This window comes from Neptunomonas qingdaonensis (genome assembly GCF_900113275.1).
Taxonomy (GTDB): domain Bacteria; phylum Pseudomonadota; class Gammaproteobacteria; order Pseudomonadales; family Balneatricaceae; genus Neptunomonas; species Neptunomonas qingdaonensis.
The window spans coordinates 608,829-628,520 of record NZ_FOOU01000001.1 but is presented as its reverse complement, the minus strand read 5'-3'; the positions used below and the strand labels follow the sequence as shown (position 1 = coordinate 628,520).

Here is a 19,692-nt window from a genome sequence, read left to right as displayed (position 1 = left end):
TCTGTTTTCCTCTGTTTATTCGACAATAAGTTCCAGATATTCAATCATCAGCTGCACAGACTGCTGCCCTCTGAACTCATTGACATCTAATTTATAAACCGCTCGTACGCTATTAATCGCTTCATTGGGCCAAATTGACAGGTCGGTATTAAACTGAATAGCATCAATCGCCAACCCTGATAGCGGCTCCATCAAGACAATTTTCAGGTGACGCTGGCCGACGATCCTCTGTTGCAACACACGAAAAACACCATCAAACATCGGCTCAGGAAAATGATGCCCCCAAGGGCCTGCTTCCCGGATATGCTCAGCTAACAACAATGTCATATCCGCCGCAAGCAAACTACCATCTGTTTCCAAACGCTGATCCAGATCTTCTTTATTCAACTGTTCACGCACCACCTGATCAAACGCCGTCCGAAATTCCTCCAGGCCCGAAGCAGTTATTGTCAGCCCGGCAGCCATTGCATGTCCGCCAAACTTAGAGATAAGGCCGGGAAAACGACTCGCTACCTGATCCAGCGCATCACGAATATGCAACCCCGGAATCGAACGCGCTGATCCTTTAATCTCACCCTTATCGCCGCGGGCAAATGCTATCACGGGGCGGTTGGTACGCTCTTTGATACGTGAAGCCAGGATACCCACAACCCCTTGATGCCAGCCTTCTTCGAACAAACACAGACCAAAGGGAAGTGAATCATTATCGAAATCCATTTTATCCAACCAGCTCAGCGCCTGCTGCTGCATATCCTGCTCGATAGCACGCCGATCAATATTCAACTGATCCAGCGTTTGCGCCAACTCTCGCGCATATTCTTCATCGTCCGCTAATAAACACTCAATACCGATCGACATATCTTCCAGCCGACCGGCCGCATTTAAACGCGGCGCGATGGCAAAACCCAAATCACTTGCCACCAAACGCTCTCTTCGTCGCCCGGCAACCTCAATCAGCGCCAACAAGCCAGGCCTTGCATGCCCCGCTCTGATACGCTGCAACCCCTGATAAACCAGTGTCCTGTTATTATGTTCCAGTGCAACAACATCAGCGACAGTACCCAGTGCCACTAAATCCAGCAAAGACGCCAGATTCGGTAGCGCAATGTTATTCTCTTCAAACCAGTTTTCAGTCTGCAACGCCCGCCTCAAAGCGATCATCACATAAAAAATGACACCCACACCACACGTCGATTTAGCTTTAAAGTCACAGCCCGGCTGATTAGGATTAACAATCGCAACCGCATCCGGAATTATCCGACCGGCTAAATGGTGATCGGTAACCACAACGTCCATGCCCAACTGGTTAGCACGCGCGACACCTTCTACGCTGGAGATACCATTATCAACGGTCACCAGCAGATGCGGTGACTGGCTGAAAGCAACCTCAACAATTTCCGGGCTTAAACCGTAGCCATACTCAAATCGATTCGGCACCAGATAGTCGACATTCGTGGCACCCATCATCCGCAGACCTAATACAGCCAGCGTTGTACTGGTGGCGCCATCGCAGTCAAAATCACCAACAATCATGATCGACTCATTGGCACGTATCGCCCGGACCAAACGGGATACCGCGGCAGTCATCCCTTTCATTTCCGTGTCCGGCAGCAGCTCTTTAAGATTACGCCCTAACTGCTCTTTGCTTTGAATGCCGCGCGCTGCATAAATTCTGGCCAGCGCAGCAGGCACTTCATCAAAGATCGGAAAGCGCTCGTCAGGTACGTCGCGGCGATGAATACTCACTTGCTTCACATACGCTCCTTCTCTCGGAATAAGGGGAAACCACACTGCAAAATAAAAAAGGCCCGATTAAGATCGGACCTTTTTAATCAAACCGTCAGACTTGTTAATCGAACCGCAAGACTCGTTAATCAAACCGGCGGACATGCTACGCTTCGTTGTGGATATGCTCTGCAATAAACTGCTGCACAACAGCGATATCATTATCCAGTACTGTCAGTCGTTCTTCACGCTCGAAAAGACCGGTCATATGAGCAGGCAACTCGGGTGACTGCAATTTAGCTTTTAGCACGGCTTCCGGAAATTTAACCGGATGCGCGGTGGCCAACACAATCATCGGCACTGCCTTATCACGATTGCACTCTCTTGCCGCTTTCACACCAATAGCCGTATGCGGATCGAGCAAATAACCCGTCTCTGCATGTACATCAGCAATCGTCTGGCAAGTCGCCTCATCATCTACAGCACAGCTATCAAAAAGCTCACGCATTTTATTCCAGCGTGAATCCTCTAACTGGACGGATTCTGTCTTAAAGCGTTTCATCAAATCATTGATAGCCGCGCCATCCTGATCATATACATCGAACAGCATACGCTCAAAATTAGAGGACACCATAATGTCCATCGACGGCGACAAGGTATGAACCAGATCACTTTTCGACATATCATTATTGGAAATAGCACGATGTAAAATATCGTTATGATTCGTTGCTACCACCAGCTGAGAAATAGGCAGGCCCATTTTCTTCGCCAAGTATCCGGCAAATATATCTCCGAAATTGCCCGTCGGAACAGAAAACGCAACCGGACGATGCGGCCCGCCGACCGCCAATGATGCGGAGAAGTAATAAACGATCTGCGCCATAATCCGCGCCCAGTTGATCGAATTAACGGCTCCAAGCTTCATGCCATTGAGGAAGCTCTGATCAGCAAAGCTGGCTTTCACCATCTCCTGGCAATCATCAAAGTTACCCTCAAGCGCGATATTGTGCACATTATCTGCAAGAACGGTGGTCATCTGGCGACGCTGCACTTCCGATACGCGGTTATGCGGATGCAAAATAAAAATATCCACATGCTCAGAATGGCGGCAACCTTCAATGGCAGCCGAACCGGTATCGCCCGATGTTGCCCCCATGATGACCAGGTGCTCATTGCGCTTAACCAGCACATGATCCATTAAGCGACCCAGTAATTGCAGCGCAAAATCTTTAAATGCCAGTGTCGGGCCGTGGAACAATTCCAATACCCATTCGTTGGTTCCCAGCTCTTTCAGCGGAGCCACCGCCGAATGATTAAAACCCGCGTAGGTTTCATCAATCATCTGTTTAAGGTCTGCATCATCAATGCAGTCATTAACAAACGGCGAAATAATTTTAAACGCTAACTCAGCATAAGAAAGCCCTGCCCAGCCAGCGATCTCTTCCTGAGTAAAAACAGGAAGGCTTTCCGGCACATACAGGCCACCATCGCTTGCCAAACCCGCCAGGAGCACTTCTTCAAAGTTAAGCTTTGGTGCTTGTCCACGTGTTGATATATATTTCACGTCAAATCCCTCTTAACCTTTTAAATGCTCAACGCGAATCCGCGTGACCTGACCAATAATATTATCAAGCGCTTCAATGGCGGTAATAGCTTCATTCATCTTGTGTTCTTTAACACGCTGAGTCAGCAAGATAACCGGCACCTGCTGCTCCTCTGTTTCTTTCTGCACAATAGCTTCAATATTAATGCCGTTGTCACCCAGAATTTTAGTAATGCTCGCCAACACGCCGGGCTTTTCAGCCGCCTGCATTCGCAAGTAATAAGCGGTCTCTGTTTCGCTCATAGGCAAAATAGGCTTATCAGACAATTCTGATGGCTGGAAAGCCAGATGAGGAACACGGTTATCCCGATCACCCGTCAAGGTACGTACAACGTCAATAATATCTGCAACAACAGCAGACGCGGTGGGTTCAGCACCCGCACCCGCACCGTAATAAAGCGTCTGGCCGACAGCATCACCGTCAACCATGACGGCGTTCATGACACCATTAACATTTGCCAATAAAGCAGATGTCGGAATCATAGTTGGGTGAACACGCAGTTCTATACCCTTGTCTGTGCGACGGCTAATACCCAGATGTTTAATGCGATAGCCAAGCTCTTCAGCATACTGGACATCTGCAGGCGTGATAATACTGATCCCTTCGGTATAAGCCTTTTCGAACTGCAAAGGAATACCGAAGGCAATTGAAGCAAGAATCGTCAGCTTATGCGCTGCATCAATACCTTCAACATCAAATGTCGGATCTGCTTCGGCATAACCCAGCGCCTGCGCTTCAGCCAGAACATCTGCGAAATCACGCCCTTTATCGCGCATCTCTGTCAGAATAAAGTTACCAGTGCCGTTAATAATACCGGCAAGCCATTCAATCTTGTTAGCCGATAAACCTTCACGAATCGCTTTAATAACGGGAATGCCACCTGCTACCGACGCCTCAAATGCAACCATGACATTATGCTGTTGTGCCGCTTCGAAAATTTCATTTCCGTGCACGGCGATCAAGGCTTTGTTCGCCGTAACAACATGCTTACCGTTTTTAATCGCGGTCATTACCAGCTCACGGGCAACATCATAACCACCGATTAACTCAACAACGATATCAATTTCCGGATTGGTCGCAACATCAAAAATATCGCGGCTGACCTGCGTCCCTTTTGTATCACAGCTTGGGTTATCCCGACGTGAACCAATCTGCTCAACAATAATTCGACGTCCAGCTCTACGAGAGATTTCATCTGCATTGCGATGCAGGACATTAAACGTACCGCTACCGACGGTACCCAGACCACATATTCCAACTTTTACCGGTTTCAAACCAATACCTCGCAGTTTACAAGTCAATCGCAAGCTGAATTAACCAACGAAAATGGGGAAATAGTATAGCGAATAACTCTTCCAGACTCTATTCGACACTGAACAAACATCATTAAAAAAGGAGCCATCAGCTCCTTTTTTAAGGTAATCATCAGGCAATCAAGGCTGGACCCCTAATCTTGCAGCTAACTGCTCTGCTGGCATATAACCGGGAATCAACTGACCATCCGCTGTGATAATCGCCGGCGTACCTGTCACACCCACTTTCTGACCCAACTCATACTGAGCCAGTACCGGATTACTACATTCAACATTTGCCACAGACTTACCCTGTTTAGATAACGTCATTGCTTTTACTTTATCTTCAGAACACCAAATGTTGGTCATCTTTTTAAAAGTCGGCGTGTCAGGCCCCTGCCGGGGAAACGCCAAATATTCGACACTAATGCCCATCGCCTGCAGCTTAGGCACTTCATTATGCAATTTGCGGCAATAAGGACAATCAACATCAGTAAAGACATAAACCGATGCTTTTTCTACGCCAACCGCTTTAAAGGAAACTTTTTCAGCCTCCGGAACAGCCTTCAGTAGCGTCGTACGCTGAGCATCCATTTTAGCTTCAGTGAGATTCACAAAACCATTTTCATCTGACAGCTGATACAACTGACCTAATAAAAAGTATTCACCTTTGGCATCCGAATAGATAATTTCTCCGGAGCCCAACTCAACTTCATACATCCCTTCCAACTGCGCAGCTTTCACAGACACCACCGGGATCCGCTGATCTATTTTCTGTAGCTGCTTGATGATGACATCTTTTGCATCTTCCGCCACAGCTAACGTGCTTGCCAGCAACAGCGCACCTGCCATCAAAATTTTAATTCGCATACTTCCCTCAATACAAAAATAATTGTTTATTTCAGATGGTATTAAACCCGTAAAGTTCAACTACCCTCTTGGATGATGTTGTTGATGCAACGATTGTAAACGCTGCTGGGCAACGTGGGTATATATTTGCGTTGATGAAAGATCACTATGCCCAAGCATCATCTGCACAACACGCAAATCCGCACCATGGTTTAACAGATGAGTCGCAAACGCATGCCTAAGCACATGTGGCGAGATATTTTTTTCGATACCAGACGCTAGCGCATAACGCTTAATCCGATGCCAAAACGTCTGCCGGGTCATAACACTGCCACGCTGACTAGGGAAAACCGTCTCATCTGACATATGACTCAACAAGGCTTGCCGAGCGCCGCCGAGGTACTCCTTAATCCAGCGCACCGCCTCATCACCCAGCGGCACCAGACGCTCTTTCGCCCCTTTGCCGACGACTCGTATAACACCTAACTCAAGATTAAGCTGCCCCAGCTGAAGCGAGATCAACTCAGTAACCCGCAGCCCTGATGCATACAAGGTCTCCAGCATAGCCCGATCTCTTAAACCCAGCACACTGCCAACATCCGGTGCCTGAAGAATACTTTCGACATCAGCCTCAGTCAGCGTCTTAGGCAAAGAGCGGCCTTTTTTGGGCATCTCAATCAACAACATCGGATCTGCGGATATATACGATTCACGTAATAGATAGCGAAAGAAACGACGTGCCGATGAAAGAAAGCGGGCCGTTGAACCAGGCCTCAGGTGCTGTTCAAAACGCCACAAAAGGTACTGCCGTACCATCAAGGTATCCACATCAAGCAAACACTGCCCCTGATCATTCAGCCAGCAAGCAAAAATTGACAGGTCACGCCGATAAGACGCCTGTGTGTTTTTGCTTAAGCCTTCTTCCAGCCATATAGCATCAACAAACAAACGAATAAGTTCAGCGTCATCAGATTGCGGCTCACGGCGTGTAAAGCGCTTATCATCACTTTTCAACGACACAGACACGCCTAACGATACACTTCTATCATTGCAATTTTATCTTTAGCGACAGGAAAGGTGGCCCGTCCCTGCTCAACCTGATGGCGGATACTGATTGCACCCGCTGTCACATCCACCAGCACCCCTTCCATATCGCGACCAAAAAAGGTTCTTAACTTAACAGCGCTACCCACATAGCTACCCAGATCAGTAACCGGTGTTTCCAAAAATGCTTTTTTCACTTCTGGCGGCCGTATTGGCATCACGCCAGGAAATATCTCCTTCATCGCCGTTCCATCTTGCAACACTACTGGCTGAGCACCCATATCCTTACTCTCAACCACGGCCAAAGCGGCGCGACGCAGATCCCCACCAAACAAGTCATGCATCACTTCCCATTCCTGATCAAGAAGTTCTAGCACCTTGCCATTGACCTGCAATGCAAATTCGGCACTGGAAAACAGAGCATCACCGCTTTTCGGGCTCGCCAATGTCTGTATCTCTAACGGAATCGCAGGCTCCCAGCGTGCTGCAATAAGCGCCCCCTCACTGCGCGCACTGGCAAGCGCATCGAACAGACGAGCGCCGCGATACTCGGCACTGCCACCCCCTAGATTTTCCACCAATGCGGATCGGTAACGATTCAGATAATCTGTCGCCAAAACACCTTCCTGCTGAGCACAAAAAGTTTTCCAGCGTTTGTTATATCCCAGGTCACTAACGGTCATACCCAACATCTGAATCGCCGTTTTAGCCAGACCCTCTCGCCTTAGCGTCCCACCTTGATGCAAAGCCAACCACAAATTCAGCTCACCTTTCATAAACTGAGCTAACTCAGCTCCGAGACGAACTTTCATTAGCTTTTTGTTTGCAGAAGACTCCAAGCGCAGATTCAGATCACCCTGCAAGTAACGATAACCCATTGCCTGCATCGCGGCCTGATCAATAACACGGCTTTCACCGCAGAGCAGTGTATCTAATGATTTTTTTTGCGGATCACTGGAGAACAATAGAAGATTTTCTGCATAGTCAGCATTAATATCATAACTCAGCCCCAGCAGGCTCAAAGAGACAGGGTCATCCAGTACACCCGTACGTAGCTGTTCATGCGCAGTCAGAAAAAAAGCCCGCGAGGTGGATGCCAGCAACGCCTGTTGGATAAAAATTTTATCTTTAGCGTCGTGCGGCTGAATAGTGATTTCATCAAGCGAAACCTGCCCCAAAAAAGAAGCCGAAATATCACCATATTCAACCTTCGCAAAAGGCCTGACTGATGCTATCAAACTATCAATATCAGACTTCACTTGATACCAATAATACCCTTGTACGCCCACCACGAGCAGTATGAGAATCAACGGTATTAATAACCACTTCAGCCAACGCCGCATTTACAACCTCATCCATGCCCTACAAAAAATATACTTTCAATGATTCTAGCAGACTGTCGGACGTAACACCGACCTACTACAACAGAACTTTGCCCCAATATACTATTTCAAAACAAAAAAAGGTGACCAGAGGTCACCTTTTTTTCAAAGCAGCGAATTAAGGGTAACTCAGCCGAGTTTTTCCTTAATACGTGCAGATTTACCGCTACGCTCACGCAAGTAGTAAATTTTAGCCTGGCGAACATCACCACGACGTTTCAGAACAATCTCTTCAACCGCTGCGCTGTATGTCTGAAAAGTACGCTCAACACCTACACCGTGAGAAATTTTACGTACAGTAAATGCAGAGTTCAGGCCGCGGTTACGCTTGCCGATCACTACACCTTCAAATGCCTGTAAACGACTACGGGCACCTTCAACAACTCTTACCTGAACAACAACTGTGTCGCCAGGAGAAAAAGTTGGAATTTTTTTTGTCATCTGTTCAGCTTCAATCTGCTGAATGATTAAGTTTTTGCTGCTCATCGCTCGCTCCTAATATTCCACCATCAGACACTTCGGCCTCATGGATATAATCGGTTAACAACGCTTGCTGCTCAGCCGTCAATTTGAGTTTTTCCAGCAGGTCAGAACGGCGTTGCCAGGTTCTGCCTAACTGCTGCTTCAGACGCCAGCGCCTGATATTCTCATGATTGCCGCTTAACAGCACATCAGGTACATGTTGTCCTTCAATTGATTCTGGTCGCGTGTAATGTGGACAATCCAACAAACCCTCAACAAAAGAATCTTCTCCTGCCGAGTCTTGATGGCCTAACACACCAGGCACTAGTCGGGATATCGCATCAATCATGGTCATTGCAGGCAACTCGCCTCCACTGAGAACAAAATCCCCCAGCGACCACTCTTCATCAATCTCCGAACCTATCAGGCGCTCATCTATACCTTCATAACGCCCAGCTACCAAAATCAACTTCTTACAGGAAACTAACTCCTGCACACCCTTGTGATCCAGCTTACGACCCTGAGGCGAGAGATAAATAACTTTAACCTCTTCACCCGCAGCTGCCTTAGCAGCATGAATCGCATCTCGTAATGGCTGCACTTTCATCAGCATTCCGGGACCTCCGCCATAAGGCCGGTCATCCACGGTTCTATGCTTATCATGTGCGAAATCCCTCGGACTCCAACACTGAATAGATAGTAACTCACTACGAACCGCTCTTCCTGTCACGCCATGCTGAGTAATCGCATCAAACATTTCAGGAAACAGCGTTATAACGCCAAACCACATGGTTTAGAACTCCGGATCCCAATCGATCCGCATCGTACCTGATTCCAGGTCAATTTCTTTTATCACCTGATCGGGCAGATAAGGGATCATCCGTTCACGGCGATCTATACTTTCCGCATCACCTTTAACGATGATTACATCGTTAGCACCGGTTTCCATCAGATGACTCACACGCCCCAGCAGTTGGCCAGAAAGTGTATAAACTGTCAGATTTTCCAGCTGGCTCCAGTAAAACTCCCCCTCTTCCAATGACGGCAAGAGTGAAGTTTCAATCGCAATATCCACACCGCAGAATTTGCGGGCAACATCACGATCATTAATACCAGCCAGCTTTGCTATAAAGCCTTTACCGTGTTGCTTTGCAGCTTCTACTTTAAGAGGCTTCCATTGACCATCAACTTTGGTCAACCACGGTGAATAAGTCAGAATACTATCCATCGGTTCAGTGTGAGAAAAGATTTTTACCCAACCTTTGACACCATAAACCGAGGTAATCTGGCCGATTACAGTAACATCATTATTTGTATTACGGCTCATTGACCTATCCAGCTACTATATAAATTACTGAGCAGCTTTTTTAGCTTCTTTTACTAACTGTGCAACACGCTCAGAAAGCTGTGCGCCTTTACTAGTCCAGTATTCAACGCGTTCCAGATCCAAGCGCAGACGCTCTTCCTGACCACGAGCTGATGGGTTGAAGAAACCGATACGCTCAATAAAGCGACCATCGCGTGCATTACGAGAATCAGCTACTGTTAATTGATAGAAAGGACGCTTTTTAGCGCCGCCACGTGACAAACGAATAGTGACCATACGTTAATCCCTTTATATTGCGTGGGTTTTGATATCGCCCAGCGTTGCATTACCAACTGAATATTGTTCCAGTCGGGCCAAAATAAATTCAGGGGCGCATTCTACGTGAATGCGCCTCCATTGGAAAGAAAATCTGTTTATTCTTTATCGTGGAAATCCACCAGGGCCGCCACCCATACCCGGAGGCAACATTCCTTTCATGCCACGCATCATTTTAGTCATGCCGCCTTTGCCGGAAAACTTCTTCATCATTTTAGACATTTGCTTATGCTGCTTCAGCAGGCGGTTAACATCCTGGATCTGCGTACCGGATCCCATCGCGATACGTTTTTTGCGTGAACCACTGATAATATCCGGATTACGACGCTCGCCCGGGGTCATAGAGTTGATGATAACTTCCATCTGCCCCATGCCTTTCTCCGCTTTTGTGGCGTCGGCAGCCTGCGCCAACTGCCCCATACCCGGCATTTTATCCAGCATCCCCATCATGCCGCCCATATTTTTCATCTGCTGGAGCTGTTCACGAAAATCCTCCAGATCAAATCCTTTACCTTTTTTGATCTTAGCTGCGAACTTTTCCGCTTTATCTTTATCAATTTTGCGCTCAGCTTCCTCAATAAGAGAAAGCACATCACCCATACCCAATATACGCGATGCAAGACGATCCGGATGAAAAGGCTCAAGTGCTTCGACTTTTTCACCCATACCGATAAACTTAATCGGCTTACCGGTGATATGACGCACGGATAATGCAGCACCGCCACGGGCATCACCATCGGCTTTCGTCAGTATCACACCGGTCAGAGGCAATACGTCATTAAACGCACGCGCTGTATTAGCAGCATCCTGCCCGGTCATGGCATCGACAACAAAAAGGGTTTCAACCGGATTAATCGCTTTATGCAAACGCTTAATTTCATCCATCATGTCATTATCGACATGCAAACGCCCCGCCGTATCTACCAGCAGTACATCATAATTTTGAATTTTGGCGTGCTGAATCGCTGCTTGCACTATAGCAACAGGATCCTGGTCAGCGGAGGATGGAAAGAAATCGACACCGACCTCACTGGCCAGCACCTGCAACTGTTTAATAGCAGCAGGACGATAAACATCTGCCGACACCACTAGTACTTTTTTCTTTTCCCGGTCTTTCAGCAATAACGACAGTTTTGCAACAGAGGTGGTTTTACCCGCCCCCTGAAGACCTGCCATTAAGACAACCGCCGGAGGTACCGCCGCTAGATTAAGGCCTTCATTGGCCTCACCCATTACTCGCACCAGCTCTTCGTTGACAATTTTGACGAAGACCTGACCCGGCGTCAGACTTTTTGAAACTTCCTGACCAACAGCACGCTCTTTAACACAATTAACAAATTCTTTAACGACAGGCAGCGCGACATCGGCTTCAAGCAACGCCATACGTACTTCACGTAAAGTGTCTTTGATATTATCTTCAGTGAGCTTTGCCTGCCCAGTCACCGCACGCAGCGTTTTCGTTAAACGTTCTGACAGATTTTCAAACATAGTTGCCTCTAAAAAGACTGGACCCTACCCCAATGAACACACCACTCGGTATCAAAATCATTAAGCAGAGCTAAACCCTGAATTCATAAAACTTTGGCGACATTATAGCGCAGTGACGTTCAAGGCCACACCCCCATATTTCAACCTCCGTTTATTTATGCCAAACTACTCTTCTTTAGGAGAAAAAGATGCTCACCCTGTCTACGCTAATAGCTGTATTTTTGTATCTGATTGCTACCACCCTGCAATTCCAGGCATTAAAAAAACAAACGAAAAGTTCCGCCTTAATTAAAATTATTGCGGCAACCGGCGTTATTTTTCACACATTTTCCGTGTATTCAGTGCTTCATCAGCCCAACGGCATCAACCTCGGCTTTTTTATCGCCGGCTCCTTAGTCGCCTGGCTGGTCGCCGTCGTGGTCCTTTTTAGCAGTCTTCGCCATCCGATTGAGAACCTCTTCATTGGTATACTGCCCATGGCAGCATTGAACGCTGCACTTTCTGTCTGGGGACCTAATCTTGGAATCGCCAAAATTTACCAAGGCGGATTAATCGTTCATATCCTGCTATCCATCCTGGCTTACAGCGTCTTCACCATTGCCACCTTCCAGGCCTTTTTATTATCCAAACAGGATCACGCCCTGAAACAACATCATACCCGTGGCCTGGTCGCCTCTCTTCCACCACTTCAAACCATGGAGCGACTGCTTTTTGAGATGATATGGATAGGAATGATTCTGCTAACAGCCTCTCTGATAACCGGCTTTCTATTTTTAGATAACCTGTTTGCACAGCACCTCGCACACAAAACTATACTCTCCATTATGGCCTGGATTCTGTACGCAATCTTACTCTGGGGACGCAGCGTACTTGGCTGGAGAAGCCATCGCGCCGTCCGATGGACAGTCAGCGGATTTTTCCTGCTGATGCTCGGCTTTTTTGGATCCAAGTTGGTTTTGGACATTATTGACTTTTAGACGACCTCAACCGCTTGACACGCCCTCAGCGCGCACTGAGAATATACATCCAATTAGTAATGATAGGCGACGGTTTTGGAAGACGCATCAATAAGTTTTCTTTTGGGGGTACTTTGCTTCCTGATTCTATGCTCGGCTTTTTTTTCCAGTTCAGAAACAGGCATGATGTCGCTTAATCGATATCGATTAAAACATCTCGTCAAACAACACCACAGTGGTGCACGCAAAGCCAGCAAACTACTCGAACGCCCCGATCGTTTAATCGGCGTCATTCTGATAGGTAACAACTTCGTCAATATTTTAGCATCGGCGATAGCTACCGTGATTGCTGTGCGTTTATGGGGCGACGCAGGTATCGTCATTGCCACAGCATCGCTGACCATTATCATTCTGATTTTTGCAGAAGTTTCCCCCAAAACAGTCGCCGCACTGTATCCGGAAAAAATTGCTTTTCCTGCCGCTTACATTCTCACACCGCTATTAACCCTGACCTACCCACTGGTCTGGATTGTTAATGGCATTACCAACGGCTTACTTAAGCTTTGTGGCCTCAGCCCCGATGGCAACAGCAATCACAACCTCAGCACAGAAGAGCTCCGGACTCTGGTTCATGAAGCCGGAGCATTACTACCCAAGCGCAAGCAATCCATGTTACTCGGCGTTTTGGAACTGAATGATGTAACAGTAGACGACATCATGATTCCTAAGAATGATATTCAGGGGATCGATCTCGATTTCGAACTTGATGACATCCTTTGCCGATTATCCACCACAAGCCATACACGCCTGCCCGTTTATAACGGTGATATCAACAAAGTGGTTGGTATCTTACACATGCGTAATCTGGCGCAGTTAATTCAGCAGGGCAATGTTACAAAAGCCTCCATTCTTCAAGTGGTCCACGAACCTTACTTCATTCCAGAAAGCACGCCTTTACAGACTCAGCTTCTGAATTTCCAGAAAGAAAGTCGCCGTATAGGCCTGGTGGTTGATGAATATGGTGACGTACTAGGTATCGCTACCTTAGAAGATATTCTTGAGGAGATTGTCGGCGAGCTTTCTGCCCACCATCGCGCAGAAAATGCGGATATTCACCCACAGGATGATGACAGTTACATTATTGAAGCATCCGCTTTTATAAGAGATATCAATAAATCACTATCATGGAACCTGCCTACAAACGGACCTAAAACCCTGAACGGCCTGATTATAGAAACACTAGAATCCATTCCTGATGCCAATGTGTGCCTGAGCATCAATGGTTATCGCGTCGAAACGCTGCAAATGACAGACAACCTGATCAAAACAGCACGACTAGTAGCACTACCACGCTAAAGAGCGGCCTACTTTACCATCACAACACAAGCGCCTGACCCGCGACTTGTGTTGTCTTATATACGTTGCAGGGCCTTACCTTAGTAGCAGATTTCGCCTTTGTAACGACGTTCAATCTTTTTAATCACTTCCCGACGCTGCTCATTACTCAGCACGCCCCACTCCGCTATTTCCATACCGCTGCGACGGCACGCGATACAAAGATCATCTTTATCTAACGCGCATACCCCCATGCAAGGGTTACGTACAAGGTTTTTCTGCTCGCTCATTTTCTCTTTAACACTCATGATGATGTTCTGGACGCGGTTTCATGGGAATGTCCGCATCAAACCCAATGTTAAGTAACTCAATCAACATATAAGCCGTTAAGCCCCAGATAATGTGCCCATCATACTCATAGGCAGGCACGAAATGCGTCATCCCTTTAAAGCGTATCTGGTCGGTATGATGACGCTGATCCTCCAGAAAGAAACGCAAAGGTACAGTAAATATGCTTTCTATTTCATCCGGACTTGGCGTTAACTGTATGGAGGCAGGCACAATACCGACCCAGGGAGTCACTTGCAACTGATGCTTAGACATCACCTGACCCAGAGGAGCCAGCACCTCAACATCTTCAGGTAGCAAACCAACCTCTTCATGTGCTTCGCGTAATGCGGTAAACAACAGATCAGGATCGGTTAAATCATGCCGCCCGCCCGGAAACGCTATTTCACCACCATGCGTCGATAAACTCGCCGCGCGCTTTGTTAATATCACATGCGGGTCATCGCTATCTGTTAATGCGATCAGGACACTCGCCTGCGGCACCAGACTATCAAAACGACGGGCCTGATACCGACTTAGTTTCTCTCGTAATTGATCTAACATAATATTTTTTACCAATAACTCTCTCGTTTTATGATACTCCGCTATCCTGATTAAAATAACCGCGTTCTAGCTTATTTCCCTGTAAAACGCACCTTCAACTCGGCATCATGACTTTTGATTATCACACTCATCAGACCATTGAAGCATCCGCTTCCTTAACCTTAGCGGGCATTTTCCACTGACTCAGAAATACACCCCCTAACACCAAAGCCGCTGCGCACATCTGCTGAACATTAAAGGTTTCGTTCAACACCATATATGCCATCAATAAGGTAAACACAGGAATAAGATTAATATAGGCTGATGCCTCTGCTGCTTTGATCTTTGATACACCCAGATTATAGAGTCCATATGCACCAATATTAATTAGGATTCCTAAATAAAGTATTGCCCATATTCCTTCCCATTTCCATGACAAGCCCCATACAGCGCCTTCGCCCGAAAAGGGCAAAAAAGGAAGAAAGAAAATGCTACCGCAAAACGCCTGCAGCGCAGTAAGGAACCATGTAGAGTAACGCTGCGAGAGATGCTTAAGGCATAAAGTGTACCCCGTCGCACATACCATCGCACAGAGCTCAAGAAAGTTACCCAGCAGCGGATTGGGAGCATCGTCCGTCCGGGTCCCGGCAAGACTCAACCAAACAGCGCCGACCACTGCTACCGAAAACCCCAGCCACGCTTGTTGTGACAGCTTTTCACGCAGAAAATAGAGTGCGCCGATACCGACTAAAAGCGGAGCCAGTGAGGTGATCATACCAGCTTGAGCCGCACTGGTATTTTGCAGGGCATGCGCTTCAAATAAGAAATATAGGCAAGGCTCGCATATCACCATCAACAACAGTAGCCGCCAGTCTCCTTTTTGGTAGGTAAAGCGTATTAAATACTTCAGAAAAAATATGAAACAGGCAGCAGCTACCAGCATACGCCCGAAAATAACGACCATGGGATCGTAAAACGAAAAAGCAATTTTCAACGCAATAAATGAACTTGCCCACAAAAACATAGCCAGAAAAAGACTGACCGCAGGAACCCAACGACCCAGCATAGTAACCTCAAACCAAAACGCTGAACGATACTCTTTTACCGTCTGGTTATCGCCTGTTGCCTATCAAATAATTATTGATGAGCATTAGCAGAATTAATCAGCGACAACCGAACCCGTATGACAACCAAAGAGAGTCTCTATTAACAGCCGTAGGCATCTGATGAATAATGGTTATTCAGCCACTTCCTTAGGGGGTTTTTCCGCAGCTGATATTTTTCCAATAGCTTCTGCTAACAAGGAAGCGATTTGATCTGAATACTTCTTGTGATCTTCACTGCTCATTGGTGAGTAATTTAAATTCTTAAAGGTGTCAGTCATACGACTAAACCAACGGCGGGCGTCTGCTTTTGATTGAAACAGCATCGGAGTATCAACTATTTTAACCAGCAACGAAAAGCTGCTTTTCTGCCGTTCAATATCAGTTGAAACATCCACATCATCAAAGGCATCCTGCTGTAAATAAACCATATCGACTAAGGTTGCTTTTTGCTCGGTAACGAAATCAGCCTGACTGACGCCTTCCTCACCCGTCACCTGCATCATTCTCGATATTTCATCGCCTCTGATCAGCAACTGATTGATATGCGCCACGCCATCCAGCCAGGAGGGCCCCATATTTTCTAGAAACCACGGTGTAAGCTGCTCGGTGTACCGGCTCCAGGACTGCAGAGGATCTACTGCCGGATAAAAACGTTTGTAGGCACGATCATAACTCAGCCCCAAAAAAGTCTTAACGGTATTCAGGGTTCCCTGCGTCACCGGTTCTTCAAAGTTCCCCCCCGCAGGTGAAACCGTGCCGATCAAGGTTAAAGAACCCTCGCTGTTATCATTGGTACGGATGACGCCCGCTCGCTCATATAAATTACGAATTGAAGACTCAAGGTAAGCTGGAAAGGCTTCTTCGCCAGGAATCTCCTCTAAGCGACCCGAGGTTTCACGCATTGCCTGTGCCCAGCGGGAGGTAGAGTCGGCAATTAGCAATACTTCGTACCCCATTTGACGATAGTATTCGCCAAGGGTTACTCCCGTATAAATGGAGGCTTCCCGGGCAGCAACCGGCATCGAAGAGGTATTACAAATAATGATAGTACGGTCCATTAACGTACCGCCGGTATGAGGGTCCTGTAGTTTGGGAAATTCGGTAATGGTTTCAACTACCTCACCAGCACGCTCACCACAAGCCACTACAATCACAATATCAACATCAGAGTAGCGGGAAATCAGGTTTTGCAAAACCGTTTTCCCCGCACCAAATGGCCCGGGAATACATCCAGTGCCGCCTTTAGCGATAGGAAAAAACGTATCGATAAGACGCAGGGTGGTTATGATGGGCTGCGTTGGAAATTTACGCTCACTGCTGCCATTTTTGATTAGATTAACCGGCAGAGGAATACGCACCGGCCATCGCTGTAGCATAGACACCTCGTGAAGCCGGCCTTTTTCATCACGCAATCTTGCGATAACGGTTTCAACGGGAAACGTTCCCTCCTGAATCCATTCGATGGTATGCACACCCCTAAGCAAAAACGGCAGCATAATCTTATGAGTAAAACGTCCTTCTTGTACCGTGCCTAAAACATCACCGGGCTTAAGTTTATCCTTTACACGACGTTTAGCCACAAAGGCCCATTTAGCATTTCGATCCAGTGCAGCAGCCACTTCACCACGAAGAAGAAAGCGTCCATTCATCGCCTCTAAGCGGTGTAACGGGTTTTGTAGCCCATCATAAACCTGGCTCAGCAAACCAGGCCCAAGCTCTACTGAGAGCATTTCTCCGCTTTGCTCTATGGGGTCGCCAATGGCGACACCGGTGGTATCTTCATACACCTGAACATCGGCGCGGCGCCCTCTCACCCGCAGCACCTCAGCTTTCAGTTTCTCCTGCTTACTGCCAGGTGTTTTCTGCGGGCAAATAAACACAACTTCATTTTTAACCAGCGGTGTAATCACTTCTCCTGCGCCTTTGCCTATCGTTTCAATGGTAACGACATCATCACTAACCGAGACAACCCGCGCCGTGGCATTAATAGTGTTTAATTCTGATATTTCCTGATTCATGCCATTGCCCTCAGTTCTTCGATTGACTGCTTTAAGCCAGCCTGCACAAGTTCTTCAAAGTGTTGTTTAGCAGCATCGGCGTTATAACAGCACCAGCGATCAACAAGATCCCACTTCACCGCATAAAGCCAGACATCAGAAAATGAATAAGGTCTATCTGCTTGTTGGCGCGAGTAATAATTCCACGCAGTCGTCATTAGATGGCGTTCCAGCCCATAACTATCACCTGATTCCAATAACTCTTTTGCTTCAGGCAACCAGGGAAAACGCGATTCCAGTTTAAACGTAGGATGATTCCAATTTCGACGAATATGGCTGACATAATGGCCATATCCCCACAATGTTTTGCTATCTGGCGCAGCAAGCCCCTGTTTTCGACGCCTCAGGGCGGCAATAACCGTACGAAAATCCATTCGCCACATCTGCCACTCTTTAATATCCTGTAATGCTAACTCCTCAATAATACGTGTCGCCTTGCGCACCAGCTCTGCATCGGTATCTTCAAGCTTAAGCCGTCCCCAATAAAAGGTTCCCGCCAGCTCCTCAACCAGCTGGCGAGACTCGAAGTCGAGCATATTTAACCTTTTCCTGAACTGCACGGCAGAAATGGGAGGTCGCTGACGATGAAAGGGATCATGTAAATAAGGCAATGAGCAAAGCAAATCAACATAGTCTGCATTAACGTTAGGATTTATCATATGCTTCGACCACTAGCTCACTACCCCTTCAAGCATTGCTCTAAAGCGAGGCTGCAAATGCTTGAGCAACATATTTGAGAGTGATTCATCCGTCACTTCTACTGTCACTTCGCCATCATTTAGCAAAAATACAAGTCCACTGCTGATATTGCTATCAAGGCGTATATCGACACCTTTAGTTAACAACTTTCTGGCAGTATCAGACACTAACTCCACCAAAGCCCCCTGTTGAAGAGAACTGGGATCTTCACGCAGTTCATTCAGCCCTACTGCTTTATCAGGTAAAACAATGGTTTGCGGGGCATCAGGTATCGATAATTTAGAGACGGCAGAGATAAGCAATAATTTGAGTGTGTCCGGGTCTTGCAGCTCTTTCTCAACTAATTTACGCAACTGTTCCGAGAACTGAACCGACAGCTCATCTTTAAGCTTTAACTTTATATCCCTGAATGCCAATGCCAATGCGTCATGACCAGCCTCTGTGACAAAACGGTAATTCGCATCGGCTTCTTTCTTAATCGCTGCAGCCTCTTCTTTGGCTTGTTTAATAATCCATTCTGCTCGCTGCTCAGCATCTTCAACAATTCGCGTGCCTTGCGTTTTACCTGCATTGACGCCTTTCTCCCGAATTTGATCAATGAGCTCCTGCACGCCACTGGCAGACTGTTGGGTATCTAAAGACTGTGACATATCGACCTCTTATTCCTGAGCTTTGCGCGTAAACTCTACTATCAGCTTTCCCTTATTCAGGAAACAACCAAGGGGGTAATCATTTAAGCAGGCAGAGAACCTGCCAGCACTAATGCAAAAACAAATGCGAATACGGCAAAACCTTCAACAATCGCGGCAGGCGCAATCGCCAGACCAAATATTTCAGGTTTATTTTTAGCCGCATTAATCGCGGCAACCAATGCCTGCCCCTGATAGATAGCACTCATCATGAGTGCCAAACCGGTCAGCAGACCAATCGCAAAAATACCCGGCGAGTTGCCAACGGTAAGCTCACGATTAAGCGTAAACATCACGACAATACCCAGAATAACCTGTGTGGAAGGCATGGCCGATAAACCTATGTATTTACCATAACCGCTCTCTGTATCCAGCAAAGCACCGGCGGCGGCTTGCCCCGCGCGCGCGCACCCGCAACTACTACCGATTGCGCCCAATGCTGTGGGAGCAAATATACCCAGCCACCCTAAAGCAATTATGAATTGTTCCACT

Annotated in this window: 20 protein-coding genes; 2 read left to right on the top strand and 18 right to left on the bottom strand. The window is 47.2% G+C overall.

Annotation, left to right across the window (positions count from 1 at the left end; all coding sequences use genetic code 11):
* Positions 1 to 15: 15 nt before the first annotated feature.
* The 11 genes from recJ to ffh form a co-directional block, all read right to left on the bottom strand.
* A complete protein-coding gene (gene recJ, locus BM099_RS02850) occupies positions 16 to 1,755 on the bottom strand; it encodes a single-stranded-DNA-specific exonuclease RecJ (protein WP_090724063.1) in 1,740 nt (579 codons plus the stop codon).
* Positions 1,756 to 1,891: 136 nt separating this feature from the next.
* Positions 1,892 to 3,289: a threonine synthase gene (gene thrC / locus BM099_RS02845; protein ID WP_090724060.1), complete on the bottom strand. Its 1,398-nt coding sequence runs from the start codon at positions 3,287 to 3,289 to the stop codon at positions 1,892 to 1,894.
* 12 nt (positions 3,290 to 3,301) lie between these two features.
* Positions 3,302 to 4,603 carry a homoserine dehydrogenase gene (locus BM099_RS02840; protein ID WP_090724057.1) on the bottom strand — a complete coding sequence of 434 codons (1,302 nt, stop codon included), beginning with the start codon at positions 4,601 to 4,603 and terminating at the stop codon, positions 3,302 to 3,304.
* A 159-nt stretch (positions 4,604 to 4,762) separates the two neighbouring features.
* Entirely contained in the window at positions 4,763 to 5,491 is a 729-nt protein-coding gene (locus tag BM099_RS02835; RefSeq protein ID WP_090724054.1) for a DsbC family protein, read from the bottom strand.
* Between the two features lie 60 nt (positions 5,492 to 5,551).
* A complete protein-coding gene (gene xerD, locus BM099_RS02830) occupies positions 5,552 to 6,490 on the bottom strand; it encodes a site-specific tyrosine recombinase XerD (RefSeq protein WP_415860133.1) in 939 nt (312 codons plus the stop codon).
* Between the two features lie 8 nt (positions 6,491 to 6,498).
* Positions 6,499 to 7,857 carry a hypothetical protein gene (locus BM099_RS02825; protein ID WP_090724051.1) on the bottom strand — a complete coding sequence of 453 codons (1,359 nt, stop codon included), beginning with the start codon at positions 7,855 to 7,857 and terminating at the stop codon, positions 6,499 to 6,501.
* A gap of 168 nt (positions 7,858 to 8,025) precedes the next feature.
* Positions 8,026 to 8,382, bottom strand: a complete 357-nt coding sequence (rplS, locus tag BM099_RS02820) for a 50S ribosomal protein L19 (protein ID WP_090724049.1) — start codon at positions 8,380 to 8,382, stop codon at positions 8,026 to 8,028.
* Positions 8,348 to 9,148: a tRNA (guanosine(37)-N1)-methyltransferase TrmD gene (gene trmD, locus BM099_RS02815; protein ID WP_090724047.1), complete on the bottom strand. Its 801-nt coding sequence runs from the start codon at positions 9,146 to 9,148 to the stop codon at positions 8,348 to 8,350. Before trmD ends, rplS begins: the two co-directional genes overlap by 35 nt.
* A 3-nt stretch (positions 9,149 to 9,151) precedes the next feature.
* Positions 9,152 to 9,685, bottom strand: coding sequence for a ribosome maturation factor RimM (rimM, locus tag BM099_RS02810; protein WP_090724044.1), 534 nt, complete (start codon positions 9,683 to 9,685; stop codon positions 9,152 to 9,154).
* A 24-nt stretch (positions 9,686 to 9,709) separates the two neighbouring features.
* On the bottom strand, positions 9,710 to 9,961 hold the full coding sequence (rpsP, locus tag BM099_RS02805) for a 30S ribosomal protein S16 (RefSeq protein WP_090724042.1): 252 nt from the start codon (positions 9,959 to 9,961) through the stop codon (positions 9,710 to 9,712).
* Positions 9,962 to 10,105: 144 nt separating this feature from the next.
* Positions 10,106 to 11,488, bottom strand: coding sequence for a signal recognition particle protein (gene ffh, locus BM099_RS02800; protein WP_090724039.1), 1,383 nt, complete (start codon positions 11,486 to 11,488; stop codon positions 10,106 to 10,108).
* Positions 11,489 to 11,676: 188 nt separating this feature from the next.
* Between ffh and BM099_RS02795 the strand changes: the two genes are divergently transcribed.
* Complete coding sequence (locus tag BM099_RS02795) at positions 11,677 to 12,465, top strand: cytochrome C assembly family protein (RefSeq protein WP_090724037.1); 789 nt, start codon at positions 11,677 to 11,679, stop codon at positions 12,463 to 12,465.
* A gap of 75 nt (positions 12,466 to 12,540) precedes the next feature.
* A complete protein-coding gene (locus tag BM099_RS02790; protein WP_090724034.1) occupies positions 12,541 to 13,800 on the top strand; it encodes an HlyC/CorC family transporter in 1,260 nt (419 codons plus the stop codon).
* A gap of 80 nt (positions 13,801 to 13,880) precedes the next feature.
* Here BM099_RS02790 and BM099_RS02785 read toward each other — a convergent pair whose 3' ends face one another.
* From BM099_RS02785 to BM099_RS02755, 7 genes are all read right to left on the bottom strand, one after another.
* Positions 13,881 to 14,087, bottom strand: coding sequence for a DUF1289 domain-containing protein (locus BM099_RS02785; protein ID WP_198064067.1), 207 nt, complete (start codon positions 14,085 to 14,087; stop codon positions 13,881 to 13,883).
* Positions 14,077 to 14,670 (bottom strand): CoA pyrophosphatase, encoded by a 594-nt coding sequence (locus BM099_RS02780; RefSeq protein ID WP_090724031.1) that lies wholly within the window; start codon positions 14,668 to 14,670, stop codon positions 14,077 to 14,079. The genes BM099_RS02785 and BM099_RS02780 overlap by 11 nt, the downstream gene beginning before the upstream one ends.
* Before the next feature lie 130 nt (positions 14,671 to 14,800).
* Positions 14,801 to 15,715: a DMT family transporter gene (locus tag BM099_RS02775; RefSeq protein WP_090724029.1), complete on the bottom strand. Its 915-nt coding sequence runs from the start codon at positions 15,713 to 15,715 to the stop codon at positions 14,801 to 14,803.
* 171 nt (positions 15,716 to 15,886) lie between these two features.
* The gene (locus BM099_RS02770; RefSeq protein WP_090724027.1) at positions 15,887 to 17,773 is read right to left on the bottom strand and encodes a V-type ATP synthase subunit A; all 1,887 of its coding nucleotides are present in this window, start codon (positions 17,771 to 17,773) and stop codon (positions 15,887 to 15,889) included.
* Positions 17,770 to 18,471 (bottom strand): DUF2764 family protein, encoded by a 702-nt coding sequence (locus tag BM099_RS02765; RefSeq protein ID WP_090724025.1) that lies wholly within the window; start codon positions 18,469 to 18,471, stop codon positions 17,770 to 17,772. Before BM099_RS02765 ends, BM099_RS02770 begins: the two co-directional genes overlap by 4 nt.
* A gap of 12 nt (positions 18,472 to 18,483) precedes the next feature.
* Positions 18,484 to 19,161, bottom strand: a complete 678-nt coding sequence (locus BM099_RS02760) for a hypothetical protein (protein WP_090724022.1) — start codon at positions 19,159 to 19,161, stop codon at positions 18,484 to 18,486.
* A gap of 83 nt (positions 19,162 to 19,244) precedes the next feature.
* A complete protein-coding gene (locus BM099_RS02755; RefSeq protein WP_090724020.1) occupies positions 19,245 to 19,691 on the bottom strand; it encodes an ATP synthase subunit C in 447 nt (148 codons plus the stop codon).
* Between the last annotated feature and the right edge of the window lies 1 nt (position 19,692).